We start from the raw sequence: 21,926 nt of genomic DNA, 5'->3' as shown, positions 1-21,926 counted from the left end.
TTATTTTCTCACTAATTGCAGTTCAAGCGCTGTAGCGGCATTAAATGCGATTAAATTAAGTCCGGACTTGGTTAAGCGGGTAAGGCGTGTATCAAATGCGGTTTTGGCATTTTTTGCATATTGATCCCTAAACCCATTGTCCATTAACGGTAAAGTAAAATCTTGGCCGTGGGTATTTACCGTAACTGCCTCTTTAAATGCAGGCAATTGGTGTTCAAAAGGATCGCTAATATGGCAACCAATGAGTTCACAATGACGACTTAATAGTTCTAATTGTTTAAAGCTGGCATCATCCAGATTATTAAAATCCGAAACTAAATAGACAAGGCTGCCTGGTTTTGCTAAATGATTTAAACGCTTTAAGTGATCACTAAAATGATTACTGCTCGGTGTATCAATATTTTCTAGTGCTTGCTGATGACTTGCACACAAATTGTGACATAACTTGAGTACGGCTTTTTCACGTGAACTGGGCTTAAGCTCTAAATGATTATGTTGGTTAAATACAATGCCACCAATACGATCTCCTCGTTGGCATGCACTCCATGCAACTAAAGCGCTAATATGAGCCGCCTGAATAGATTTAAGCAAAAGGGCAGAGCCAAACAACATTGAGTTTGAAAAATCACTAAATATAAACACAGGACGTTCTTTTTCTTCTTGAAAAAGCTTTGTGTGTGTTTGCCCTGTACGTGCCGTTACACGCCAGTCTATAGAGCGAATATCATCACCTTGTTGATAATGACGTACTTCAGCAAACTCCATCCCTCGGCCTTTATGAGGGGCAAGATATTGCCCTGTTAAGCTATTTTTTATTTTAGCTTTAGGTGCAAGCTCTAATAGTTGTGCTTTAACCTTGTAGTACATCAACTCTTTTAACGATAAATTCACACCATCGCTATGGCTTTGAGCAAACCATTGTTGTTGATCAAATTGAGTTTGCATAGCGTTACGGTACGGCTACAAGTTCAACAATTCGACTGATAACATGATCTTTAGTGATACCATCGGCCTGAGCTTCGTAACTTAAAATTATACGATGACGCAGTACATTATGAACCACAGCTTGAATATCATCCGGCGCTACAAAATCACGCCCTTGCAGCCAAGCGTGCGCACGCGCACATTTATCAAGTGCAATAGTTGCCCGTGGGCTTGCCCCAAATTCAATCCAGCGACCTAATTGTTCATCGAGCTTTGCCCCTTCGCGGGTGGCAATAATGAGTTGCACTAAATACTGTTCAAGTGGAGGGGCTAAATGCATGCCTAATACACTTTTACGTGCGGCAAATAACTCACTTTGACTAATTTGTGGAATAACCGCTTGCTCAACATTTAAGGCTTCGCCACGGGTTAAACGTAAAATATCAAGTTCGTGCTCAGCCCCTGGGTAATCAATACTTAAATGGAGTAAAAAGCGATCAAGCTGCGCCTCTGGTAATGGGTAAGTACCTTCTTGCTCAAGTGGATTTTGTGTAGCCATTACCATAAACAGCTCACTTAAAGGGTAGGTGTTTTTGCCTACCGTCACTTGGCGCTCTGCCATGGCCTCTAATAATGCTGACTGTACCTTTGCTGGCGCACGGTTTATTTCGTCGGCTAAAATTAAATTATGAAAAAGTGGTCCTTTTTCAAATACAAACTCACTGGTTTGTTGGCGATAAATATCGGTACCCGTCACATCGGCTGGTAATAAATCAGGTGTAAATTGTACTCGCTGAAATGAACCTTCAATTCCTTTAGCAAGTGCATTCACCGCTCGTGTTTTTGCAAGCCCAGGAGGCCCTTCCACTAATAAGTGTCCGTCGGCTAAAATTGCAATAAGTAACGCTTGAGTAAGCGAAGGTTGGCCAATAATTTGGGTATCTAAATACGTTTTTAATTGTGAAAATGCGTTGGCTGCCATAATAAATTAACTGTCCTCGTCAGCGGGCCTAAAAGTACTGACATTGTTATAAGGTTTATAATAAGATAACTCAAGAGTTAGACCTAAAATTTATAAATAGTTCGTTATTTTTTAACGATTTTTAGCCTACCATAAAATTTTGTATCTGGATGCAAAAAAGCCTATTGTTATACAGGTTAATAAGTGCCGTTGAAAATCAAGAATGCGAAGGCTTTTGTATAAATTTTAGTTTAGCTATTGGCTTTAGTGCACGGGTTGTTTAGAATCGAAGAAAACCAAACAGGTCAGACCTGTCAGCGGGAGAATATAAATGTCTGAGCAAAACATACTAAAAACACCAAAAGGCGACCGTATTGCTATCGTTAGTGGCTTACGTACACCTTTTGCAAAACAAGCAACTGCGTTTCACCACGTCCCAGCCTTAGATATGGGTAAGTTAGTGGTTAACGAAATGCTAGAGCGTTTAAACTTCGATAAATCTGAGATTGATCAATTGGTATTTGGCCAAGTAGTACAAATGCCAGAAGCGCCCAATATTGCTCGTGAAATTGTATTAGGCACGGGGATGCCTGTGGGTGTTGATGCGTATTCTGTATCACGCGCCTGTGCTACGAGCTTTCAGGCTATTGCAAATGTTGCAGAATCAATTATGGCAGGTTCGGTCAATGTAGGTATTGCAGGCGGTGCTGATTCATCGTCGGTGTTACCTATTGGTGTCAGTAAAAAATTAGCAGGCAGCTTAGTTGATTTAAATAAAGCACGTACTTTTGGCCAGCGTTTAAAAATATTTTCAAAGTTACGTTTAAAAGATTTAATGCCGGTTCCTCCTGCGGTGGCAGAATACTCTACGGGCTTATCAATGGGACAAACGGCCGAGCAAATGGCAAAAACCCATAATATTAGCCGAGAAGATCAAGATGCTTTAGCACATCGTTCACACACATTAGCAACACAAGCATGGGCTGATGGGAAATTAAAAGATGAAGTGATGGCAGCACATTTACCTCCATATAAAAGCTTTATTGAAGAAGATAACAATATTCGTAAAAATTCGACAGTTGAGGGTTACGCCAAATTAAAACCGGTATTTGACCGTCAACATGGCTCGATAACCGCTGCTAATGCAACGCCGTTAACCGATGGAGCCGCAGCAGTATTAATGATGAGCGAAAGTAAAGCGAAAGCACTAGGCTATGAAATTTTAGGTTATGTACGTAGTTTTGCATTTTCGGCCATTGGAGTTGAGCAAGATATGCTAATGGGGCCTGCGCATTCAACGCCGATTGCATTAGATAGAGCTGGTATTACTTTAGCTGATTTAGATTTAATTGAAATGCACGAAGCTTTTGCTGCGCAAACACTAGCTAATATGAAAATGTTTGCCTCTGATAAATTTGCCCAAGAGCACTTAGGGCGCAGTAAAGCAATTGGTGAAATAAACATGGATAAGTTTAATGTAAACGGCGGTTCACTTGCTTATGGTCACCCATTCGCTGCAACGGGTGCTCGTTTGATTACACAAAGCTTACATGAGCTTAAACGTCGTGGTGGCGGTTTAGCCTTAACTACAGCTTGTGCGGCAGGTGGTTTAGGTGCAGCCTTTGTATTGGAGAGTGCGTAATGACTGATTCTGTATTTAATTTAACGGTTGATGAACACAAAATTGCCGTTGTGACCATTGATGTGCCAGGGGAGAAAATGAATACCCTGCGCGACACATTTGCTGATGACTTAAAAGCTTTACTTGAAACGGCTAAGCAAGAGTCAGTAAAAGGAATGGTATTTATTAGTGGTAAAAGCGATAACTTTATTGCTGGCGCTGATGTGAAAATGCTTGATAGCGTGCATAAGCGTGAAGATGCTTTAGCAATCAGTGAGCTTTGTCATCAAGCATTTTTTGATATGAAAAAATTACCGTATACCACCGTTAGTGCAATTCATGGCCCCGCTTTAGGGGGGGGGTTGGAATTTGCTTTAGCCTGTGATTATCGTATAGGCACAGACAGTGATATTACTAAAATAGGTTTGCCAGAAGTACAGCTTGGTTTATTACCTGGTGGTGGCGGTACGCAACGATTAACTAAAATAGTGGGCATTCAAAAAGCACTTGAGTGGATGTTAACGGGTAAGCAAATTCGCCCTAAGCAAGCCAAAAAAGCGGGTGTGCTAGATGACTGTGTGCCATTAAGTGTTTTACTTGATGTAGCTAAACACTATGCAGCAAAATCAAAACCACACGCTAAAGAGCCTAAACTAGATAAAATAAGCAAACTATTAGAATCAAACCCGTTTGGCCGTAATTTTATCTTTAAAAAAGCCAGCGAAAATGTGATGAAGAAAACCGCAGGCCATTACCCAGCGCCTTTGGCTATCATTAAAGCGGTACGTGCAAGCGTAGAGTTGGATGAGTTTAAGGCATACAAAACTGAAGCTGAAGCTTTCGCGACATTGGTCATGAGCGATGAATCAAAAGCGCTGCGTCGTATTTTCTTTGCTACCACCGAAATGAAAAAAGAATGGCGCAATGATGATGCGCCAAGTGTTAGCAAAACCGCAGTATTAGGCGGCGGTTTAATGGGGGCAGGCATTGCGCATGTAAATGCAGTTAAAGCAAAAGTGCCTGTTCGTATTAAAGATGTAGCGCAGCAGGGCATTGGTAATGCAATGAGCTACAGCTATAAAATTTTAAATAAGCGCCTTAAGCGTCGGATTATGTCCAAGGCCCAATTACAACTAACAATGAACCGTATTACCGGAACGACTGATTACAGTGGTTTTAAGCATATGGATTTAGTTATAGAAGCGGTGTTTGAAGATTTAGCACTAAAACAGGGCATGGTTGCTGATATTGAACAGCAATGTCAAAGCAATACTATTTTTGCGAGTAATACGTCTTCTTTACCTATATCGCAAATTGCAGCGAATGCACAACGTCCTGAAAATGTGATTGGATTGCATTATTTCTCGCCAGTTGAAAAAATGCCATTGGTCGAAATCATTCCACACGAAGGGACATCGAAAGAAACAATTGCTCGAGTGGTTAACTTTGCCCGTAAACAAGGTAAAACACCGATTGTGGTTAAAGATATGGCCGGATTTTATGTTAATCGCATCTTAGCGCCATACGTAAATGAAGCTGCAAACTTAATGCTTGCTGGTGAGCCTATAGAGAAAATAGATGCTGCCTTGGTAGAGTTTGGTTTTCCAGTTGGACCCCTTGCATTACTTGATGAAGTAGGTATTGATATTGGATCAAAAATAGCCCCAATTCTTGAAAAAGAGCTGGGAGAGCGTTTTAAAGCACCAGATGCTTTTTCTCGCATGATTGATGCAAAACGTTTAGGGCGTAAAACCGGCCGTGGCTTTTATGAGTATGATAAAAAAGGTAAAAAAGTTGATGAGTCAGTTTATGAACTTTTAGGTGTTACCTCTGCACCACGTTTAACTAAAGCCGAAATAGCGAAACGTTGTGTATCGCAAATGCTTAATGAAGCAGTACGCTGTTTAGATGACGGTATTATTGCTAATGCACGTGACGGTGATATTGGAGCGATATTTGGTATTGGGTTCCCGCCATTCTTAGGTGGTCCATTTAGTTATATGGATAAGCTAGGTACTGCGACGGTTGTCTCAGATATGACAACATTAGCAAATAGTAATGAGCTTTTTGCACCATGTGATACGCTGGTCGCTATGGCACAATCAGCTGAGTATTTTTATGCTCAACCAGAGGCTGCTAATGCGGGGGAGAAAAACCTTGATGTTGAAACGGTTACAGCAGTAGAGCATGAAGAAGCTGTACTTGAGGAGACTCTTGTAGAGGATGTTACCACAACTGTTGATGTACCCAATAGCGAATCAGATGATGATGCTAGCGAGACTGTAAAGCCCAACATAGCAGATGCTGAAAACACCGATGAGAAATCAGTAGATAAAAACTAAGTTGTTATCTACCTAATCTATCTAAATAAAAAAACCGCATGTTGCGGTTTTTTTTATTTGTATAAACTTATAACAATTCAAGTATGGCTTGGCGGTCTTTTTCTGGCATGTTATCGACCACTAGGCTAAATGAGTTATCTATCATACGCTCAATTTCGCCTTGAGGGATACTGCCATCAAGTATGACCGTATTCCATAACCTTTTATTCATATGGTAACCGGGGATCACTGCTGGAAAAATGTCTCGCAATGAAAGTGCTTCATCGGGGTCACATTTTAAATTTAACCACCAAATAGGATCACCGTTTTCATTTGTTTGACCATCGTTAGCTTCTGCTAAGGTGGCGAACATTTTATGATTAACTTTATAAACATCTACGTTTTGGCCAAAAGGCTGAGTTAATTGCACAACCGGTTTTTTTATTAAATACTCATGTACTGTTGTTTCGTTCATGATCCATTCCTTGAGGTCACAATAGGTAAAATAACCATAGCAGTTTTTTCAGCTTTTGATTATAACAATTTATAAAAAAGTAGTATTTTATATAAATAAATGCTTATTTTTTATACTTTTATAGTGGCTGGAGCTAGCCGAATGCAGTCGATTAAATTACTCGCCTAAAAAACACTCAAACAAAAAGCCTGCATTAGATGTACTAATGCAGGCTTTTTGTTTGTTCTTTACTATTGGCTAATACGCCTAATGTTTATAAAGAAAGGTCTTGTTTTGCACGAGTTAGGTTGTGCGAAACAAGTGAATTTTTAGATATTTGTACTGCTTCATATAAATCTGATAATGCCGCGGTTTCATTTTTTGCTTTTAAACGCGCAACACCACGGTTGCTTAATGCAAAAGAGGTTAGTTCACGAACTTTATATGCAGGGCCATCTGACTCTTTAAGTAATGCAATTGCTTGTGTACAAATAGCTTCAGCCTGTGTGTAATTTTTAGATTTTACATTTAAAGCACAGTCGTTAAACGATTGCTCAAGTGGGGCTGATGCGGTTTGCGCTTCGATAACCATTAATTTGTAGTCACTTTGATCAGCTACAGCAGCAGTCGAACAAGTGAATAGTGTGCTAAGTGCGATAGTTTTGATAAGTGATTTCATGATTACATTCCTATTAAGTTAGTCGTGCTTGTTGCCGACAGTTGAACTTTAGAGTATTGACTCAGTTCGTACAAACGATGAAAACAAACCCAATAGGTGAAAAAACTAAGTCATCATAAAATGGCAATCATTTAATTAAAAATCATCTCAAAGTAGTGGTTTTTTTACATGTTTTTGCAGTAAAAAAGGGCGATGTTAATCTTGATATATATTATTACGTATAGACGGGCATATTATTATTGAAGATATTTATGGTCATGGTATGTTGCTGTGCATCAGAAAAACAATAGGAATAAACACATGCCAAAGGCGAGTGAAGTTAAAAAAGGCACAGCAATAGAGTTTAATGGCCGCGTATTAGTGGTAAAAGACATAACCCGTTCAGTACCTCAGGGGCGAGCGGGAGGTAGTTTATATCGTATGCGTTTATACGATGTGGTAACCGGTGCTAAAGTTGACGAGACATTTAAAGATAGCGATATGCTCACACTTGCCGATTTAATTCGTCGAGAAGCGATGTTGTCATATGTTGATGGTGACGAATATGTGTTTATGGATAATGAGGACTATACGCCATACAACTTAAATAAAGATGCAATTAGTGAAGAAATGCAGTTTGTAAATGAAGAAACACCCGGTGTGCACGTTATTGTGATTGATGGCGCACCAGTGGGTCTTGATTTACCTTCAAGCGTTGAATTAGTTGTAGAAGAGACCGACCCATCTATAAAAGGCGCCTCTGCGAGTGCACGCTCTAAACCCGCTCGTTTATCAACGGGATTAACTATTTCAGTTCCGGAACATATTTCTACTGGCGATCGTATTCGTATTAATACGCTAGAGCATAAGTTTATGGGACGTGCTGAAAAATAACTAGCATGGCTTATAAACAATAAAAAAACCGACATAGGTCGGTTTTTTTATTGTGCGTTTTTGAGATGTATTTTTAGACAACTATTTTCGAGGCACTGATCAAACTCGGCGCTGATTTATTTTGCTGCTGAACTAAAAACTCTGTAAATTCATCTTTTGACAGTGGTTTAGAGTAATAATAACCTTGCACGGTTTCACATTTTAATTGTTTTAAAATATTAACTTGTTCACCTTGCTCAACGCCCTCAGCAACAACATGAAGGTCAAGGTTATGGGCAATGGTGACAATTGAGTCAACCATATTCCGTCCTCGCTCTGTGGTCATATCATCAATAAAAGCTTTATCAACTTTGAGTGTATTGAGCGGAAATTGTTTTAAATACGCTAATGATGAATACCCCGTTCCAAAGTCATCCATGGCTAAATGAATGCCCCTAGCACTGAGTGAACGCATAATCGAAATGGCATCTTGCGGGTCATCCATTACGGTTCCTTCAGTAATTTCTAATTCTAAAAAGTAAGAAGGTAAGGCATTTTTTTGCAGTATAACATCGATACGTGATGTTAAATCGGGTAAGCTAAATTGCTTTGCGGAGAGATTAACCGCAACTCGGCCACTGAATAGGCCATCATCAATCCACTGCTTTACATCTTTACATGCTTTATTAAGCACCACTTCACCAATTTCGATGATTTGTCCTGTTTCTTCAGCTATGGGGATAAATACGCCAGGGCTAATAATACCTTTTTTAGGTGTAATAAAGCGTACTAATGCTTCCATTCCAGTGAGCTTGCCAGTTCGGATGTTCATTTTGGGTTGGTAATAAACTTCGAAGTGATTCTCTTTTAAACCAAAACGCATTAAGTTTTCTATTTGTAGGCGCTTAACTGCTTGACGGTTCATTGTATCGTTAAAAAATAAGTAACTATTACCTTTCTTTTTTGCATGATACATAGCGGTATCGGCGTTTTTTAGTAATGATTCTGGGGTGTGTCCATCCTCAGGGTATAACACAATACCTACACTTGAGGTGATCACTAATTCATGACCAGCCATTTTGAAAGGGGTCGCAATCGCCGCTAAAAACTGTTTTGCCATACGAGTGATAACATGAATATCATTGGTGTCTGACATAACTAATGCAAATTCATCTCCACCTAAACGATAAAAGGTATCATTATCGCGGGTTAATTTATTTAATCGCATGGCCAATTTTGCTAATAAACTATCACCTAATTGGTGACCTAACGAATCATTGATTTTCTTAAAGTTATCTAAATCGAATACCAGTAAAGCGTGGTGCTCTTTTTCTTTAACTAATTTTTGTAAATCAGTAAAAAATAAATTTCGATTAGGTAGGCTAGTGGTCCTATCTCTATTAGATAAATTATGTAATTGCGCTTGGGCTTTTTTTCGCTCACTTAAATTTGAGTACACCACCACATAGTTAGTCACGTGCTGTTGCTCGTTTTTAATTTCATCAATGGTTAATTCAATAGGCAATAATACCCGCTCGGTATTTCGTAGCTTAACCTCTTGTTGAAAATGCTGATTTTTGCTTGCTGCTAACTTCACTTTATCAACAAAGCGCTCTTCATACCCCGCGAGGCTAAATGGTTTATTTAAGTATTGTTCGCGAGAGCCACCAAAGAGTGTTAAAAAACTAGGGTTTACATCAACTAAAACAAAGTTTTTATCATAAATAGCAATCGCATCGGTGAGGGACTCAACACATTTAGCAAATAAATTAAGTCGTGCTTCAGTTGATTTTAATAGCGAAATATCACGCACCGTACCGGCCATGCGTGTTGGATTTAAATTGTTATCTTTTTCAATGATTTTCCCGCGATCTAGCACCCAGTGCCAGTTTCCTAATGTATCTTTAATACGATAACTGGCTTCAAAAAAAGCGCTTTGTTCAGCAAAATGTTTTTTTAGTAAGTGTTCAACTTTAGCGAGATCGTGTGGGTGGATAAGGCGCTTATTAGGTGGGAAACCAGTTAGTGTTTTACTATCGCTTGTGTATTTATCATTAATTCGTATCACTTCACCAGTGGTAATATCCCAGTCCCATAATGTATCACCACTGCCTTCAACAGTACTTTTTAAGCGTTTTTCAGATAATCGTAATTGTTTGCGTGAGCGCCTAAGTTTATAAATCACAAATAACAGGTACGGTAAAAACATTGCAATTAATGAAAGAGCAATAAGTAAAAGCATATCTGAATGAAGCGGGCCTTCTAATTCAACTGCTGAAGCCATTCTTGGGCTTAATGAAATTAGTTCAAAAGTACTGGTTTTAATACGGCTTACCATTTATTGTTATTAATTGAATTATACACAGGCTAATTTAAATGATGCGCACTTGGGTGTCAAAGGTAATCAGTAGAAACGGTACTTTATTACGTTAAATAACGGCCTATACTTTATTTAGTAATTGGCAATGCGGGGCACTACTTAATAAAAACGTGTTGGCGTAGGTGGTTATTTGCTCCAACGTTAAACTATCTAATGCATTTAATAATTGTTGTTGCATAGAAAATACATGATCACCATTAACAATTGATAGCCATAAACGCTGGGAGCGTAAACGCAGGTTTTTATCGGGCTCTGCTATATGTATCCGTAAACCGGCTTTTTGCTGTTGCCAGTTTTGCTCTGTGAGTGCAGCAAGTTCAATTAAATAGTGATTTATAAATTCATTGTGACGCAGTAGCAGGGTATTTGCGTCCAATTGTGGAGATTGAATATAAAATGCTAACCCTGCTCTTGCATTAAAAGGAGCATAACCACTTCCAACTAAGTAGCCTAATTGTTGCTTAGTACGTAGCTCACTAAAATACCGTTGATTTATTAAATGGTTGATGGCCATTATCTTAACTTTTTCGTCTACGCATGGGGTACGAGCTTGATGATATACCACCATCGCATGGTCATTGTTTTCCATGCTAAGTTGATGGCATTTAATGGTGTTGATTTCAGATAGTGGGCGCTGAAGGTTTTGAATACAAGTAGAGTGCTGAAAGTGTTTAGCTATTTGTTTTTCAAACGTTAATGCATGAGTGTGTTGCCAATTTCCGTGTAAGAATGCTTCTACATGTAATGCTTTAAAAAATGCATGTCTAAATTCATTAAATTCTTGAAAACAAGTTCCTTTTAAAGCATTGGCTAAATCACTGGGTATAGGGTTCCACGGCATAACATCAGCACTTAACACGCTAAAAAGCTTACTGACTGGTTTATTTTTATTACTATTTTGCCAATGACGCACTAATTGCTTTTTATACTCGGCAAAGCGTTTTTGGCAAATATCTACAGTAAATAAAGCGCTCAGTAATTCATCTACTAATGTTAGTTGGCTTGTAGATAAACCTGCGGTATGCAAGGTTAGGCCACCTTGATGAGAAGTAAGATGGTAACTTAATCCTGCCAATTCTGCGGGGTAAAAACGCTCACCAACACTGTCCATAAATAAGTCAGCAAATAATCGTGTTAATGCCATGTGCTTTATATCTTTTACGGCAAAGTGTGAGTCCATCGCAATATAAAAATGGCCTTTAGCAACTCGAAAAGTGGTGTCTTGTTTAAACCAAAAATTAAATCCTGGTTCTTGTTTCAATAAGATAGGCTGAGGCTGCGGATTTTCTATTTCAAATAACTCGACGCCTTTTATTAAATAGGGGTTTGATTGCGCGAGTGCCATATTAGCTAAGGGTTTATTTATTTTACTCAATGCGTTTAGCCACTCAGGCGTTAATTCTTCAATGGCATAAGGTGTGTTGTACCATAAGGTTTTGTGCTGGGGTTTAACATCGGGATGTATTAGTACAAGTCGCATATTATGTGGCGTTAACCATTGCATTGCCGACTTATGACAAGCCTCATTAAAGCCCTGCATTAGATAATCGCCTTGGAGATAGTGTTCGCAATCGTAATGCTGCATATTAATACTTAAACTGCTAATCCAGTCTGTTAGGCTACTTTTTTCTTGATTATCAAAGGCTATTTGTAAAAGCGTTTTTTTATCTTGATATAAACGAGGTAACTGATTGGTGCTTTGATTTATTAAGCAGATGTACTCAAAAACCATTTCAACGATATCTTCGTAATATTCGATACCTTCATCGGTTAATGCCAAGCTAATATTAAAATCTTTAAAATTACTGCCATTAATACCACCGCCAGCAGAAAGGGCATTTATCCAACCTTGTGATTTCAAAATGGAATACAGCGATCCTTTCCCTTCATAACCGAGTAAATGAGCTATAAAGTTAACACTTTTATGGCGATAAAAATCATCAATACATGGCATAGCGAAGCTAATTATAAGCTTTTGCATATGTTTATGTGGTTCAATGTGCAGCACTTTGGCTAAATCTTGCTTACGATATAATGGCTCATTTATAGAGGGCTTGGGCTTAGAAGCATTACCCTTAATGTCACTAAATAAGGCCATTGTCCAGCTCTCAAGTGTATCAAGAGGTTCATTAGCACATAAGCAAAAACTCATCCATTGGGCTTGATAATGCGTGTTAAAAAATGCGCTTAACTCGTCGCTAATACAATGCTCTCTGTCTGCAAGGGTTTGCAAATTACCGACTGAAAATTTAGCAAAAGGGTGTGCCGGATTTACCGTTTCTTTATGGGCTTGATATATTCGCCGTGCATCATCTTTTATTTTAAGTTTAAACTCAGATTCTATTGCATTGCGTTCTTTTTCGGCTTCCTTTTTATTTAATAAAGGGGCAATAAAAAAACGTGAAAATTGCGTTAAAGCCGTTTTAATATGTTGATTGTTAACATCAAAAAAATAACAAGTATGTTCAGTTCCGGTCCACGCATTAGTGCTGCCACCACTTTTAGCAACAAAGCTATTAAAGCTGTCGGGTTGGGGAAACTGATCGGTTCCTAAAAATAGCATATGTTCTAAAAAGTGAGCGAGACCTTGTCTATCAAGGGGATCATCAAAGTGCCCTGCATTTACAGCCATAGATGCAGCTGCTTTAGTGGCATCTTTATCTTGCACTAATAGTACTTTTAGCCCATTGTCGAGTGTAAGAGTTCGGTAGGCTCTGTTATCATTGCGGCTGATATTCAAATGATGCTCCTGAAACTAAACGTTTACTTGTTAACAACAAATGATAGTGTCAGGGTGTCTAAACGATAAAAAATTTACCTGAATATCATGGTTAAACTATATTAGGAACAATATAGTTAGGTTACTAATATAGCTGAGAATTAGGCAAATTGGCTACTGTTTTATATTCTATTAATCGGTTGGATTTTTATGAAAACAATCTTAATTATGCGCCATGGCGAAGCAACACCGATGCAAGCTAATGATGCGGCAAGAGAACTGACTGAAAATGGGGTTTTTGAAGCCGAAAAAATGGGACGGTGGATGAAAGAAACCTTTGCTCCCACTGCAATGTTAGTTAGTCCTTACATTCGTGCTCAACAAACATCTATCGCAGTATGTAAAAATAATAAATTTAAATTTAATGAAACCACGCGCGATATTGTCCCTGATGGCAATCCTCAAGTAGCGATAGATTACCTTGCTAGTTTGATTAACGAATATCCACAATACGATACTTGGTTATTAGTAACACATATGCCATTAGTTAGTTATTTAGTTGATCAACTGAGCCCTGGTAATATGCCCATTTTTTGTACTGCCTCGGTGGCGGTTGTGCAATATAATGAACACACTCAATTGAGTGATTATATAAGTATTAATGCGCCTGCTAACGTGTGATTTAGCTTTATGCTAGGCCTATATTTTAAGAGATAATAATGACAATAGAAAGATTACAAACCGGTGCGCGTATGAGCCGTATCGTAAAGCACAATGGCACGGTTTATTTGTGTGGACAAGTGTGTGCAGATGCTGAAAAAGGCATAAAAGAGCAAACTCAAACAATGTTAGACAAAGTTGAAACACTTTTAATTGAAGCGGGTAGCTCAAAAGAGCACATGTTAAGCGCAACTATTTATGTAAAAAGTATGACTTATTTTGCCGAGATGAATGCCGTGTGGGATGCGTGGGTACCACAAAACCATGCACCTGCGAGAGCCTGCGTAGAAGCGAAAATGGCACGTGATGCTTTATTGGTAGAAATATCAGTGATTGCAGCGGTTAAGTAAAAGCGTGAATAGCGCGCCGGTTGTACTTGTCACAGGAGCAAGCCGAGGAATTGGCGCGGCGACGGCCGAGTTATTTGCTCAAAATGGCTACAATGTATGCATTAATTACATTAAAGATACTTTAAGCGCAAATAACGTCGCTAAAAAAGTGCAAAGCTATGGCGTTAACGCGTTAGTGTTACAAGCAAACGTGGCAAATGAAGATGAGGTTATTGCGATGTTTAACACAATCGACAATACCTTTGGTCAAATTGATGTGTTAATTAATAATGCCGGTATATTAAAACCGCAAATGCCGTTACTAAATATGAATGCTCAACGCATTAATGAAATTTTAACGACAAATGTAACCAGTGCTTTTTTATGTGCGCGCGAAGCCATAAAGCGAATGTCCAGCGGAGGTAGCATTGTTAATGTCTCTTCAGGAGCCGCTAAAACGGGTTCACCAAATGAATATATAGATTATGCTGCATCTAAAGGGGCTATAGACACACTAACCATTGGGTTAGCAAAAGAGGTCGCGGCCTTAAATATACGTGTAAATGGTGTTCGCCCTGGGCTTATTTATACCGATATGCATCGTGATGGTGGTGAAGAAAATCGCGTTAATAGACTAAAAAATAAATTGCCGTTAGGCAGAGGAGGTACGCCAGAAGAAGTGGCTGCTGCTATTTATTTTTTAGCAAGCGAGCAGGCATCATTTACAACCGGTGGTTTTATTGATGTCGCTGGTGGCCTTTAATTGGTGATTAGTTAAAGTAGTACAATCAACCAAGCACTAAAGCTAATCACACTTAATACAGTAGATAGTACGACAGAGCCGGCTAGTGTTACTTGATGCTCTTTTAATTGGCAGGCAATTAAATAAGCATTTACACCTACCGGTGAGGCACTTAGCAATACCAACACATTTCGTACTTGTTCATCTATCATAAAACCATAGGTTGCTATGCAATATACCAAGGCAGGTAATACGGTAATTTTTAATACAGAGGCAATTAATGCCGGTTGCCAATTGGCAGCAATTTTATAAAAGGCTAGATTTGCACCTAGTACAAATAATGCACAAGCTATAGCCGGTTTAGATAATAGCTCTAAACTATTGGCTAAATTATCCATTAATTTAATACCTAATATGTTTAACAATAATCCACAGCCAATACTGAGAACAATAGGATTTAATGCCATATTTTTTATAAATTTAGGCCACGAAAAATCGTCTTTATTTCCTTTGGCACCAATTAAGTAGGTAAGGGCAAACAGCAAAGTACTATGAAAAGTGATGATCATAAAAGCAATGGCGATTAAGTCTTTGCCTAATGAAGCGATGACAATAGGGATACCCACTAAAACCATATTAGAATAACTAGATGCTAAACCAAATACACTGTGCTGTTGATAATTAGACTGTTTAGCTAAATAAAAACGGTCGATGAGCATACCTAAAACAAATACGCTCAGCACGGGAATATAAAAGCTTAAAAAGGCATTTAAGCTAATGCTTTGGTGTAAATCTATACGTGACATATTTAACATTAAAAATGCAGGTAAGCTGATATAAAAAGTAAACTTACTTAACCCTGCGATATGTTGTTGTTCAAAAAATTTAAGCTTGCAACAGGTGTACCCTAAAGCAACAATAAAAATGAGCGGAAAAATTATTGAAAAAATATGCACTTATAAATCCTTGTTGCTGTTAACGTCTAAATTCGTCACTTTGGGGTAAGTTAATTAAAATTAATACGGCACCTCGACCACCATACTCTAATGGCGCTTGATGCATCGCAATTACATCGGGGTGCTGTACTAAGTATTGTGGGACTTTATGTTTTAAAATGCGCTCACCAATACCATGAATAATACATGCACAGTAGTAATGCTGCTTTTTACATTCGTGAATCAAACCTGCCAGTTCATCTTTTGCTAATTCTTTATTGAGTCCGTGTAGGTCTAAAGTTAAATCGGGGGCATAATCGCCACGACGTAATTGTTTCGCTAAAAAAGAATCTTGTCCGGGTTGCACGTAATTAATTGTGCTGTGGGTGTCTATATCGGGGATATATTCATCCGAAAAGAAAAATTCTGACTGATGTTGTTTTTTTTGCTGGGCAAATTGCTTCGCTTGTGACACCTTAGGTTTAGTATCAAAACGATGTGTATCTTGTTTAAATACTTTAGCACCACTGATTGTTTGACGAAATAAATCAATATCGTCATTGCTTAGGGATGTGTTAATGGGAAATTCTTTTTTCATAATAGCAACCTAAACAAAAAAACGTAAAAACGCAGTGAAAAAGGCGTTACAATATATTGATAAAGGGCAATTGTAATTTGCCCAGTGCAGATAGGCAATGCAATAGTTAAAAAGACTACAGCTAATTACAGGTATTATTATGAGCGATTTACAAATAGAAGAAGCAACACTTGAAGAAGCTGTTACAGAGCTGTCGACTTTACATGACTGGCTACGTTGGACTACAAGCCAATTTGCCAGCAGTGGTATATTCTTTGGGCACGGAACAGATAATGCGTGGGATGAAGCTGTTAGCTTATTGCTCCCCGCACTTAGTTTACCTATTGATGCTCCAAAAGAATTAATGCATGCGCGTTTAACAAGTACAGAAAAAAATCAATTAGCGGGACTCATCGCTGAGCGCATTAATGATTGTACGCCAGTGCCTTATTTAACCAATATTGCATGGTTTGCGGGCATGCCATTTTATGTTGATGAGCGCGTATTGATCCCACGCTCACCGTTTGCAGAGTTAATCGCGAATAAGTTTTCTCCTTGGCTAACGCAGCCGCAATCAGTGAATCGTATTTTAGATTTATGTACCGGCTCTGCATGTATTGCTATAGCATTAGCGCAAGCGTTCGAAAGTGCTCAAGTCGATGCGGTTGATATTTCGTATGATGCACTTGAAGTGGCTGATATTAATATAAGCGATTATATGCTGAGCGAGCGAGTATTACCGATACAATCAGATGTTTTTAGTGGTGTTGAAGGGCAAAAATACGATTTAATTGTTGCTAACCCACCGTATGTTGATGCTGAGGATATGGCCGATTTACCTCGAGAATTTCATCATGAACCTGAGCTTGGCTTAGCATCAGGTCATGACGGTTTAGATGTAACACGTACTATTTTAGCGCAAGCGTCAGAGCATCTAACTGATAACGGTTTGTTATTTGTCGAAGTAGGCAATTCTATGGTACATATGGATGCATTGTATCCTGGAGCACCATTTGAATGGGTTGAATTTGAGCAAGGTGGCTTAGGTGTATTTGTAATTAGCAAACAACAATTGGATGATTATTTTGCTAACTAAATTGAATATACGCAGGGTGTAGGATCTTGCGTATGGTCGTCATTAGGAATGAGGAAAGTTAATGGCAGGTAATAGTATTGGACAGTTATTTAAAGTGTCCACGTTTGGTGAGAGTCATGGGGTTGCATTAGGCGGCGTTATCGATGGCACTCCCGCAGGGCTTGAGATCAGTGAAGCCGATTTACAAATAGATTTAGACCGTCGAAAACCTGGGCAAAGTCGTTATACAACGCAGCGCCGAGAAGACGACCAAATAAAAATTTTAGCGGGTGTGTTTGAAGGCAAAACAACCGGTACCAGTATTGGTTTAATGATTGAAAATACAGATCAACGCTCTAAAGATTACAGCAAAATAAAAGATGTATTTCGTCCAGGCCATGGTGACTATACCTATTGGCATAAATACGGACATCGCGATTATCGTGGTGGTGGTCGCTCGTCAGCACGTGAAACAGCCATTCGGGTTGCGGCGGGATCAATTGCAAAAAAATACTTAAAACAATTTCATGGAATTGAAGTTAAGGCATGCTTAAGCCAACTAGGTCCTATAAAAGCCGAGACTTACGATTGGGATGAAGTAGAAAATAACTTATTCTTTTTTCCTGATGCAAGTAAGTTAGAAGCGCTTGATGAATATATGCGTGATCTTAAAAAACAAGGTGACTCCATTGGCGCAAAGGTAAAAGTGGTTGCAAGCAATGTACCTGTAGGGCTAGGTGAACCTGTTTTTGACCGACTTGATGCTGAAATTGCCCACTCGCTGATGAGTATTAATGCGGTAAAAGGGGTTGAGGTTGGAGATGGCTTTGATGTGGTTGAGCAAAAAGGTTCAGAACACCGAGATGAATTAACCCCCGATGGTTTTACGTCAAACCATGCTGGTGGTGTACTAGCAGGTATTTCAACTGGGCAAGATATTATTGCTTCCATTGCGCTCAAACCAACATCGAGCATTACGATCCCTGGCAATAGTATTAATACCAGTAATGAAGCTGTAGAGATGATCACCAAAGGGCGTCATGATCCATGTGTCGGTATTCGTGCAATTCCGATTGCTGAAGCGATGATGGCCATTACTTTAATGGACCATTTATTACGCCAACGTGCGCAAAATCCACATGTGAACTTACCACACGGGCCTATTAACGGTTCTGTTTAAGTTTACACACATAAAAAAAGCGCCTGAGGCGCTTTTTTTATGTTGGTGAAAAATATTACCCGTCTTGATTAATAATTGATATTAAATCATCAAGTACTGTTTCTGCTACGTCATTTTCAACTTGGCAAGTGCCGGCATTAAGATGACCGCCACCTCCATATTTTAAGCAAAGCTCACCTACATTAGTATTTGAACTGCGGTTAGTAATAGACTTACCAATTGCAAATACTGTATTTTGTTGTTTTAAACCCCATAATCTATGAATAGAGATATTTGTATCTGGATACATGGCGTAAATCACAAAGCGGTTTGTGGCAAATATAGTGTCTTCTTTGGTTAAATCCAATACAACAAGGTTTTTATGCACAGTAGCGCAACGGGTTATTTGCTCTTTTGCTTGGCTGTTATGCTCGTTATATAGTGCAACACGCTCTGCAACATCTTCCATTTCGAGTATGTCACTAATGCTGTGATCTTTACACGCATCAATCAGCTTCATCATTAACTGGTAGTTTGAAATTTTAAACTCGCGAAAACGACCAAGACCCGTTCGTGCATCCATAATAAAATTCATTAATACCCAATCGGTCGGGTTTAGAATTTCGTCTTTAGAAAACTGAGCTGCATCGCCTTTATCTACGGCATCCATCATATCTACAGAAATATTAGGGAATTTTTCTGCACCACCATAATAATCATAAACAACCCGTGCCGCTGAAGGCGCATCGGGGTCAATAATATGGTTTTTTATATCATTTGAATTACGCACTGTTTCACTTAAGTGGTGGTCAAACGCAATATGACAGCCTGCAACATAAGGTAGATTGGTTGTAATATCATTGGCCGTTATCTCAATTTTACCATCTTGCATATCCTTTGGATGAACAAATAAAATGTCGTCAATAAGGTCAAGGTCTTTTAGTAAAACAGCACAAACAAGGCCGTCAAAATCACTACGAGTAACTAATCTAAATTTATTATTTTGCATGCTAAGTCCACTTAATATCTATTAGTTTATTTAGTGTAACAGTAAAAATTATTTTTGATATATGGATTGTCGATTTTTAAACCATAATAATCAGTTTTACTTTTGGGAGCCGATAAAAAAGCCAAAACGAGGGTTTTGGCTTTGTTAGCAAGTTTGTACTATTTAGAGATTAAGCACCTGGACCACATTCCATACAGTGATTAATAATATCAGGACCAAATTTTAATTTGGCGTTTAAGTCTCTTAAAGCGGTGCGTAAACCTTCTTCAATAACGGGATGGTAAAATGGCATATCAAGCATTTGTGGTACCGTCATTTTGTTTTGCACAGCCCATGCTAGTAAATGAGCAATATGTTCAGCTTGTGGACCGATAAACTCAGCCCCTAAAAATAACCCTGATCCTTGCTCAGCATACACACGCATATGTCCTTTGTTTTTTAGCATTACGCGGCTACGACCTTGATTTTCAAAGCTTACTTCACCGGTCTCAAAACAACCGCACTCACCTAGACGCGTTGTAATTTGTTTATACGTTTCGCCAACCATCGCTATTTGCGGGTCGCTAAATACGGCGGCAATAGGTGCGCGGCGAAGGCCATTTCTTACATCAGGGAAGCGCCCAGCATTTTGCCCTGCAATCGTACCTTGATCCGAGGCTTCATGTAATAAAGGGATCATATTACTGGCATCCCCAGCGATAAAGATATTCGAATCGCCACATTGCATGGTATGTGTGTCTGCAAAAGGTACGCCTCGTTCATCTAATGCAATGGCGGTATTTTCTAAGCCTAATTTATCAACATTAGGGACTCGTCCTGTTGCTGCGAGTACATAATCGAATTGTTCAGTTTGTTTTTCGCCATTTTTATCGACGTAAGTCAGTTGAGGTTTTCCATCAACTTGTGTCATATCCGATACATTAGAATCGGTATCAACAAAAAACTCTTCAGCAAATACTTTATTTGCATAATCTTTTACAACGGGGTCAGTGATCGGGCCAATGGCACCACCAACACCAAATAATTTTACTTTAACACCTAAGCGATGTAATGCTTGACCAAGTTCTAAACCGATAACACCTGGACCAAATACGGCTACAGACTCTGGTAAATCTTCCCAATCAAATACATCGTCATTAATAATTAATTTATCACCAAAATTATTAAATACACCCGGGTAAGCTGGGCGAGAACCGGTAGCTATAACAAAACGCTTGGCAGTGATAATGGTGTGTTCGTCTATTTGTACTCTATTTGAGTCTAAAAATTTAGCGTAGCCACGAATTTTGTCATCGGCATTTATCTCATCAACGGCTTCAACAACAAAACCGGCAAAACGGTCGCGTTCGCTGCGTACTCGAGCCATAACGGCCTTACCATCTATCACTGGTTTTGAGCTGTGAACACCAAATCCTGGGGCTGCCTCTATCGCATGAGCGGCTTCAGCGGCGGCAATTAGCAATTTACTCGGCATACAACCAACGCGGGCACACGTAGTACCATACGGGCCTGACTCAATCATTAATACGTTTGGGGTATGCTGCTTTGCATTTCTGTATGCGCTTAATCCAGCTGTACCAGCTCCAATTACTACCACGTCTGTTTGTAATTCTTTCATTGCATTTTCCTCATAGAATAGGGGCGTGTAGCCCCTATTTATTACCCGTAGATAAATAGTGTTACATTTTTTTACTTTATGATTTAAGCAAAGTATTCAGCTAAATCGTCAGAGCCGCCAATGTGCTTACCACCAATAAATACTTGTGGTACGGTTTCACGACCTGATACCGCTTTTAAGCTTGTTAATGAAGCGCCTGCGCCCATTACGATTTCTTCAAATACTAAGCCTTTTTCTGTTAATAATGCTTTTGCTTTACTACAGAAAGGACAGCCAGGTTTGGTAAAAATAGTGACTGGTTGTGGCTTAATTTGCTCTGGGTTGATGTAATCTAACATGGTGTCAGCGTCAGATACTTCAAACGGGTCGCCTGGTAAATCTGGTTCGATGAACATTTTTTCAATCACGCCATCTTTAACAAGCATTGAATATCTCCAGCTGCGTTTGCCAAAACCTAGGTCGTTTTTATCAACTAACATACCCATGCCATCAGTAAACTCACCATTACCATCTGGTAGTAAGGTAATATTTTCAGCTTCTTGATTTGCAGCCCATGCATTCATTACAAAAGTATCGTTTACTGATACACAAACAATGTCGTCAACGCCATTTTGCTTAAGTACACCAGCAAGCTCGTTGTAACGAGGTAAGTGTGTTGATGAACACGTTGGTGTAAATGCACCTGGTAGTGAAAATACAACAACCGTTTTACCTTTAAAAATGTCATCTGATGTGATTGATTTCCAATCATCATTTACACGTGTTGCAAATGTTACGCTTGGGATTGTTTGACCTTCGATATTGTTTAACATAGTTTTTTCTTCCTCTTGATTTGTTGATAGCCATTATGG

19 protein-coding genes are annotated in these 21,926 nt (G+C 39.0%); 8 read left to right on the top strand and 11 right to left on the bottom strand.

Translation table 11 applies throughout. The features are described from left to right. Together J8L70_RS01135 and J8L70_RS01130 are read right to left on the bottom strand one after the other, a co-directional pair. Window positions 1-945: a DUF58 domain-containing protein gene (locus tag J8L70_RS01135; RefSeq protein WP_211053637.1), complete on the bottom strand. Its 945-nt coding sequence runs from the start codon at window positions 943-945 to the stop codon at window positions 1-3. Window positions 946-949: 4 nt separating this feature from the next. Next, window positions 950-1,906 carry a MoxR family ATPase gene (locus J8L70_RS01130; RefSeq protein ID WP_211053636.1) on the bottom strand — a complete coding sequence of 319 codons (957 nt, stop codon included), beginning with the start codon at window positions 1,904-1,906 and terminating at the stop codon, window positions 950-952. Window positions 1,907-2,216: 310 nt separating this feature from the next. Between J8L70_RS01130 and fadI the strand changes: the two genes are divergently transcribed. Both fadI and fadJ read left to right on the top strand, forming a co-directional pair. Then, complete coding sequence (gene fadI, locus J8L70_RS01125; protein WP_211053635.1) at window positions 2,217-3,527, top strand: acetyl-CoA C-acyltransferase FadI; 1,311 nt, start codon at window positions 2,217-2,219, stop codon at window positions 3,525-3,527. Further along, a complete protein-coding gene (gene fadJ, locus J8L70_RS01120; protein WP_247664643.1) occupies window positions 3,527-5,848 on the top strand; it encodes a fatty acid oxidation complex subunit alpha FadJ in 2,322 nt (773 codons plus the stop codon). Before fadI ends, fadJ begins: the two co-directional genes overlap by 1 nt. Window positions 5,849-5,915: 67 nt before the next feature. Here the strand turns inward: fadJ and J8L70_RS01115 are convergent, their stop codons facing one another. Continuing rightward, window positions 5,916-6,302 (bottom strand): MmcQ/YjbR family DNA-binding protein, encoded by a 387-nt coding sequence (locus tag J8L70_RS01115; RefSeq protein WP_211053634.1) that lies wholly within the window; start codon window positions 6,300-6,302, stop codon window positions 5,916-5,918. Between the two features lie 253 nt (window positions 6,303-6,555). Further along, window positions 6,556-6,960, bottom strand: a complete 405-nt coding sequence (locus J8L70_RS01110) for a hypothetical protein (protein WP_211053633.1) — start codon at window positions 6,958-6,960, stop codon at window positions 6,556-6,558. A 300-nt stretch (window positions 6,961-7,260) separates the two neighbouring features. Between J8L70_RS01110 and yeiP the strand changes: the two genes are divergently transcribed. Beyond that, window positions 7,261-7,833: an elongation factor P-like protein YeiP gene (yeiP, locus tag J8L70_RS01105; RefSeq protein ID WP_211053632.1), complete on the top strand. Its 573-nt coding sequence runs from the start codon at window positions 7,261-7,263 to the stop codon at window positions 7,831-7,833. A 73-nt stretch (window positions 7,834-7,906) separates the two neighbouring features. Here the strand turns inward: yeiP and J8L70_RS01100 are convergent, their stop codons facing one another. Next, window positions 7,907-10,096 carry an EAL domain-containing protein gene (locus J8L70_RS01100; RefSeq protein WP_247664642.1) on the bottom strand — a complete coding sequence of 730 codons (2,190 nt, stop codon included), beginning with the start codon at window positions 10,094-10,096 and terminating at the stop codon, window positions 7,907-7,909. 157 nt (window positions 10,097-10,253) lie between these two features. After that, window positions 10,254-12,932, bottom strand: a complete 2,679-nt coding sequence (locus tag J8L70_RS01095) for an insulinase family protein (protein WP_211053630.1) — start codon at window positions 12,930-12,932, stop codon at window positions 10,254-10,256. 189 nt (window positions 12,933-13,121) lie between these two features. On the opposite strand from J8L70_RS01095, the gene sixA reads away from it, so the two are divergent. From sixA to J8L70_RS01080, 3 genes are read left to right on the top strand one after another with little or no spacing between them, the layout of a single operon-like run. Further along, the gene (gene sixA / locus J8L70_RS01090) at window positions 13,122-13,592 is read left to right on the top strand and encodes a phosphohistidine phosphatase SixA (protein ID WP_211053629.1); all 471 of its coding nucleotides are present in this window, start codon (window positions 13,122-13,124) and stop codon (window positions 13,590-13,592) included. Window positions 13,593-13,630: 38 nt separating this feature from the next. Continuing rightward, window positions 13,631-13,981, top strand: coding sequence for a RidA family protein (locus tag J8L70_RS01085; protein WP_211053628.1), 351 nt, complete (start codon window positions 13,631-13,633; stop codon window positions 13,979-13,981). 4 nt (window positions 13,982-13,985) lie between these two features. Then, complete coding sequence (locus J8L70_RS01080) at window positions 13,986-14,723, top strand: SDR family oxidoreductase (RefSeq protein ID WP_211053627.1); 738 nt, start codon at window positions 13,986-13,988, stop codon at window positions 14,721-14,723. A gap of 11 nt (window positions 14,724-14,734) precedes the next feature. Here J8L70_RS01080 and J8L70_RS01075 read toward each other — a convergent pair whose 3' ends face one another. Both J8L70_RS01075 and smrB read right to left on the bottom strand, forming a co-directional pair. Continuing rightward, window positions 14,735-15,658, bottom strand: a complete 924-nt coding sequence (locus J8L70_RS01075; RefSeq protein WP_211053626.1) for an AEC family transporter — start codon at window positions 15,656-15,658, stop codon at window positions 14,735-14,737. Between the two features lie 19 nt (window positions 15,659-15,677). Beyond that, window positions 15,678-16,235 carry an endonuclease SmrB gene (smrB, locus tag J8L70_RS01070; protein ID WP_211053625.1) on the bottom strand — a complete coding sequence of 186 codons (558 nt, stop codon included), beginning with the start codon at window positions 16,233-16,235 and terminating at the stop codon, window positions 15,678-15,680. A 139-nt stretch (window positions 16,236-16,374) separates the two neighbouring features. On the opposite strand from smrB, the gene prmB reads away from it, so the two are divergent. Together prmB and aroC are read left to right on the top strand one after the other, a co-directional pair. After that, a complete protein-coding gene (prmB, locus tag J8L70_RS01065; protein ID WP_211053624.1) occupies window positions 16,375-17,310 on the top strand; it encodes a 50S ribosomal protein L3 N(5)-glutamine methyltransferase in 936 nt (311 codons plus the stop codon). Window positions 17,311-17,371: 61 nt separating this feature from the next. Then, window positions 17,372-18,469, top strand: a complete 1,098-nt coding sequence (gene aroC, locus J8L70_RS01060) for a chorismate synthase (protein ID WP_211053623.1) — start codon at window positions 17,372-17,374, stop codon at window positions 18,467-18,469. A gap of 55 nt (window positions 18,470-18,524) precedes the next feature. Here the strand turns inward: aroC and J8L70_RS01055 are convergent, their stop codons facing one another. The 3 genes from J8L70_RS01055 to J8L70_RS01045 all read right to left on the bottom strand — a co-directional run bounded on the left by J8L70_RS01055 (window position 18,525) and on the right by J8L70_RS01045 (window position 21,887). Next, window positions 18,525-19,457, bottom strand: coding sequence for an exopolyphosphatase (locus tag J8L70_RS01055; RefSeq protein ID WP_211053622.1), 933 nt, complete (start codon window positions 19,455-19,457; stop codon window positions 18,525-18,527). 169 nt (window positions 19,458-19,626) lie between these two features. Continuing rightward, window positions 19,627-21,075, bottom strand: coding sequence for a dihydrolipoyl dehydrogenase (locus J8L70_RS01050; RefSeq protein WP_211053621.1), 1,449 nt, complete (start codon window positions 21,073-21,075; stop codon window positions 19,627-19,629). A gap of 83 nt (window positions 21,076-21,158) precedes the next feature. Beyond that, window positions 21,159-21,887, bottom strand: coding sequence for a glutathione peroxidase (locus J8L70_RS01045; protein WP_211053620.1), 729 nt, complete (start codon window positions 21,885-21,887; stop codon window positions 21,159-21,161). Window positions 21,888-21,926: the final 39 nt, after the last annotated feature.

This window comes from Pseudoalteromonas sp. MMG010, assembly GCF_018100905.1.
GTDB lineage: Bacteria > Pseudomonadota > Gammaproteobacteria > Enterobacterales > Alteromonadaceae > Pseudoalteromonas.
This window is presented reverse-complemented; position numbering and strand designations above follow the sequence as displayed.

Excerpts from the sequence above, each read along its gene's own strand:
- J8L70_RS01045 (WP_211053620.1), bottom strand. The coding sequence starts at position 21,887 with ATGTTAAACAATATCGAAGGTCAAACAATCCCAAGCGTAACATTTGCA.
- J8L70_RS01050 (WP_211053621.1), bottom strand. The coding sequence starts at position 21,075 with ATGAAAGAATTACAAACAGACGTGGTAGTAATTGGAGCTGGTACAGCT.
- J8L70_RS01085 (WP_211053628.1), top strand. The coding sequence starts at position 13,631 with ATGACAATAGAAAGATTACAAACCGGTGCGCGTATGAGCCGTATCGTA.
- yeiP (WP_211053632.1), top strand. The coding sequence starts at position 7,261 with ATGCCAAAGGCGAGTGAAGTTAAAAAAGGCACAGCAATAGAGTTTAAT.
- sixA (WP_211053629.1), top strand. The coding sequence starts at position 13,122 with ATGAAAACAATCTTAATTATGCGCCATGGCGAAGCAACACCGATGCAA.
- fadI (WP_211053635.1), top strand. The coding sequence starts at position 2,217 with ATGTCTGAGCAAAACATACTAAAAACACCAAAAGGCGACCGTATTGCT.
- J8L70_RS01115 (WP_211053634.1), bottom strand. The coding sequence starts at position 6,302 with ATGAACGAAACAACAGTACATGAGTATTTAATAAAAAAACCGGTTGTG.
- J8L70_RS01130 (WP_211053636.1), bottom strand. The coding sequence starts at position 1,906 with ATGGCAGCCAACGCATTTTCACAATTAAAAACGTATTTAGATACCCAA.
- J8L70_RS01100 (WP_247664642.1), bottom strand. The coding sequence starts at position 10,096 with ATGGCTTCAGCAGTTGAATTAGAAGGCCCGCTTCATTCAGATATGCTT.
- J8L70_RS01055 (WP_211053622.1), bottom strand. The coding sequence starts at position 19,457 with ATGCAAAATAATAAATTTAGATTAGTTACTCGTAGTGATTTTGACGGC.
- aroC (WP_211053623.1), top strand. The coding sequence starts at position 17,372 with ATGGCAGGTAATAGTATTGGACAGTTATTTAAAGTGTCCACGTTTGGT.
- prmB (WP_211053624.1), top strand. The coding sequence starts at position 16,375 with ATGAGCGATTTACAAATAGAAGAAGCAACACTTGAAGAAGCTGTTACA.
- fadJ (WP_247664643.1), top strand. The coding sequence starts at position 3,527 with ATGACTGATTCTGTATTTAATTTAACGGTTGATGAACACAAAATTGCC.
- smrB (WP_211053625.1), bottom strand. The coding sequence starts at position 16,235 with ATGAAAAAAGAATTTCCCATTAACACATCCCTAAGCAATGACGATATT.
- J8L70_RS01135 (WP_211053637.1), bottom strand. The coding sequence starts at position 945 with ATGCAAACTCAATTTGATCAACAACAATGGTTTGCTCAAAGCCATAGC.
- J8L70_RS01110 (WP_211053633.1), bottom strand. The coding sequence starts at position 6,960 with ATGAAATCACTTATCAAAACTATCGCACTTAGCACACTATTCACTTGT.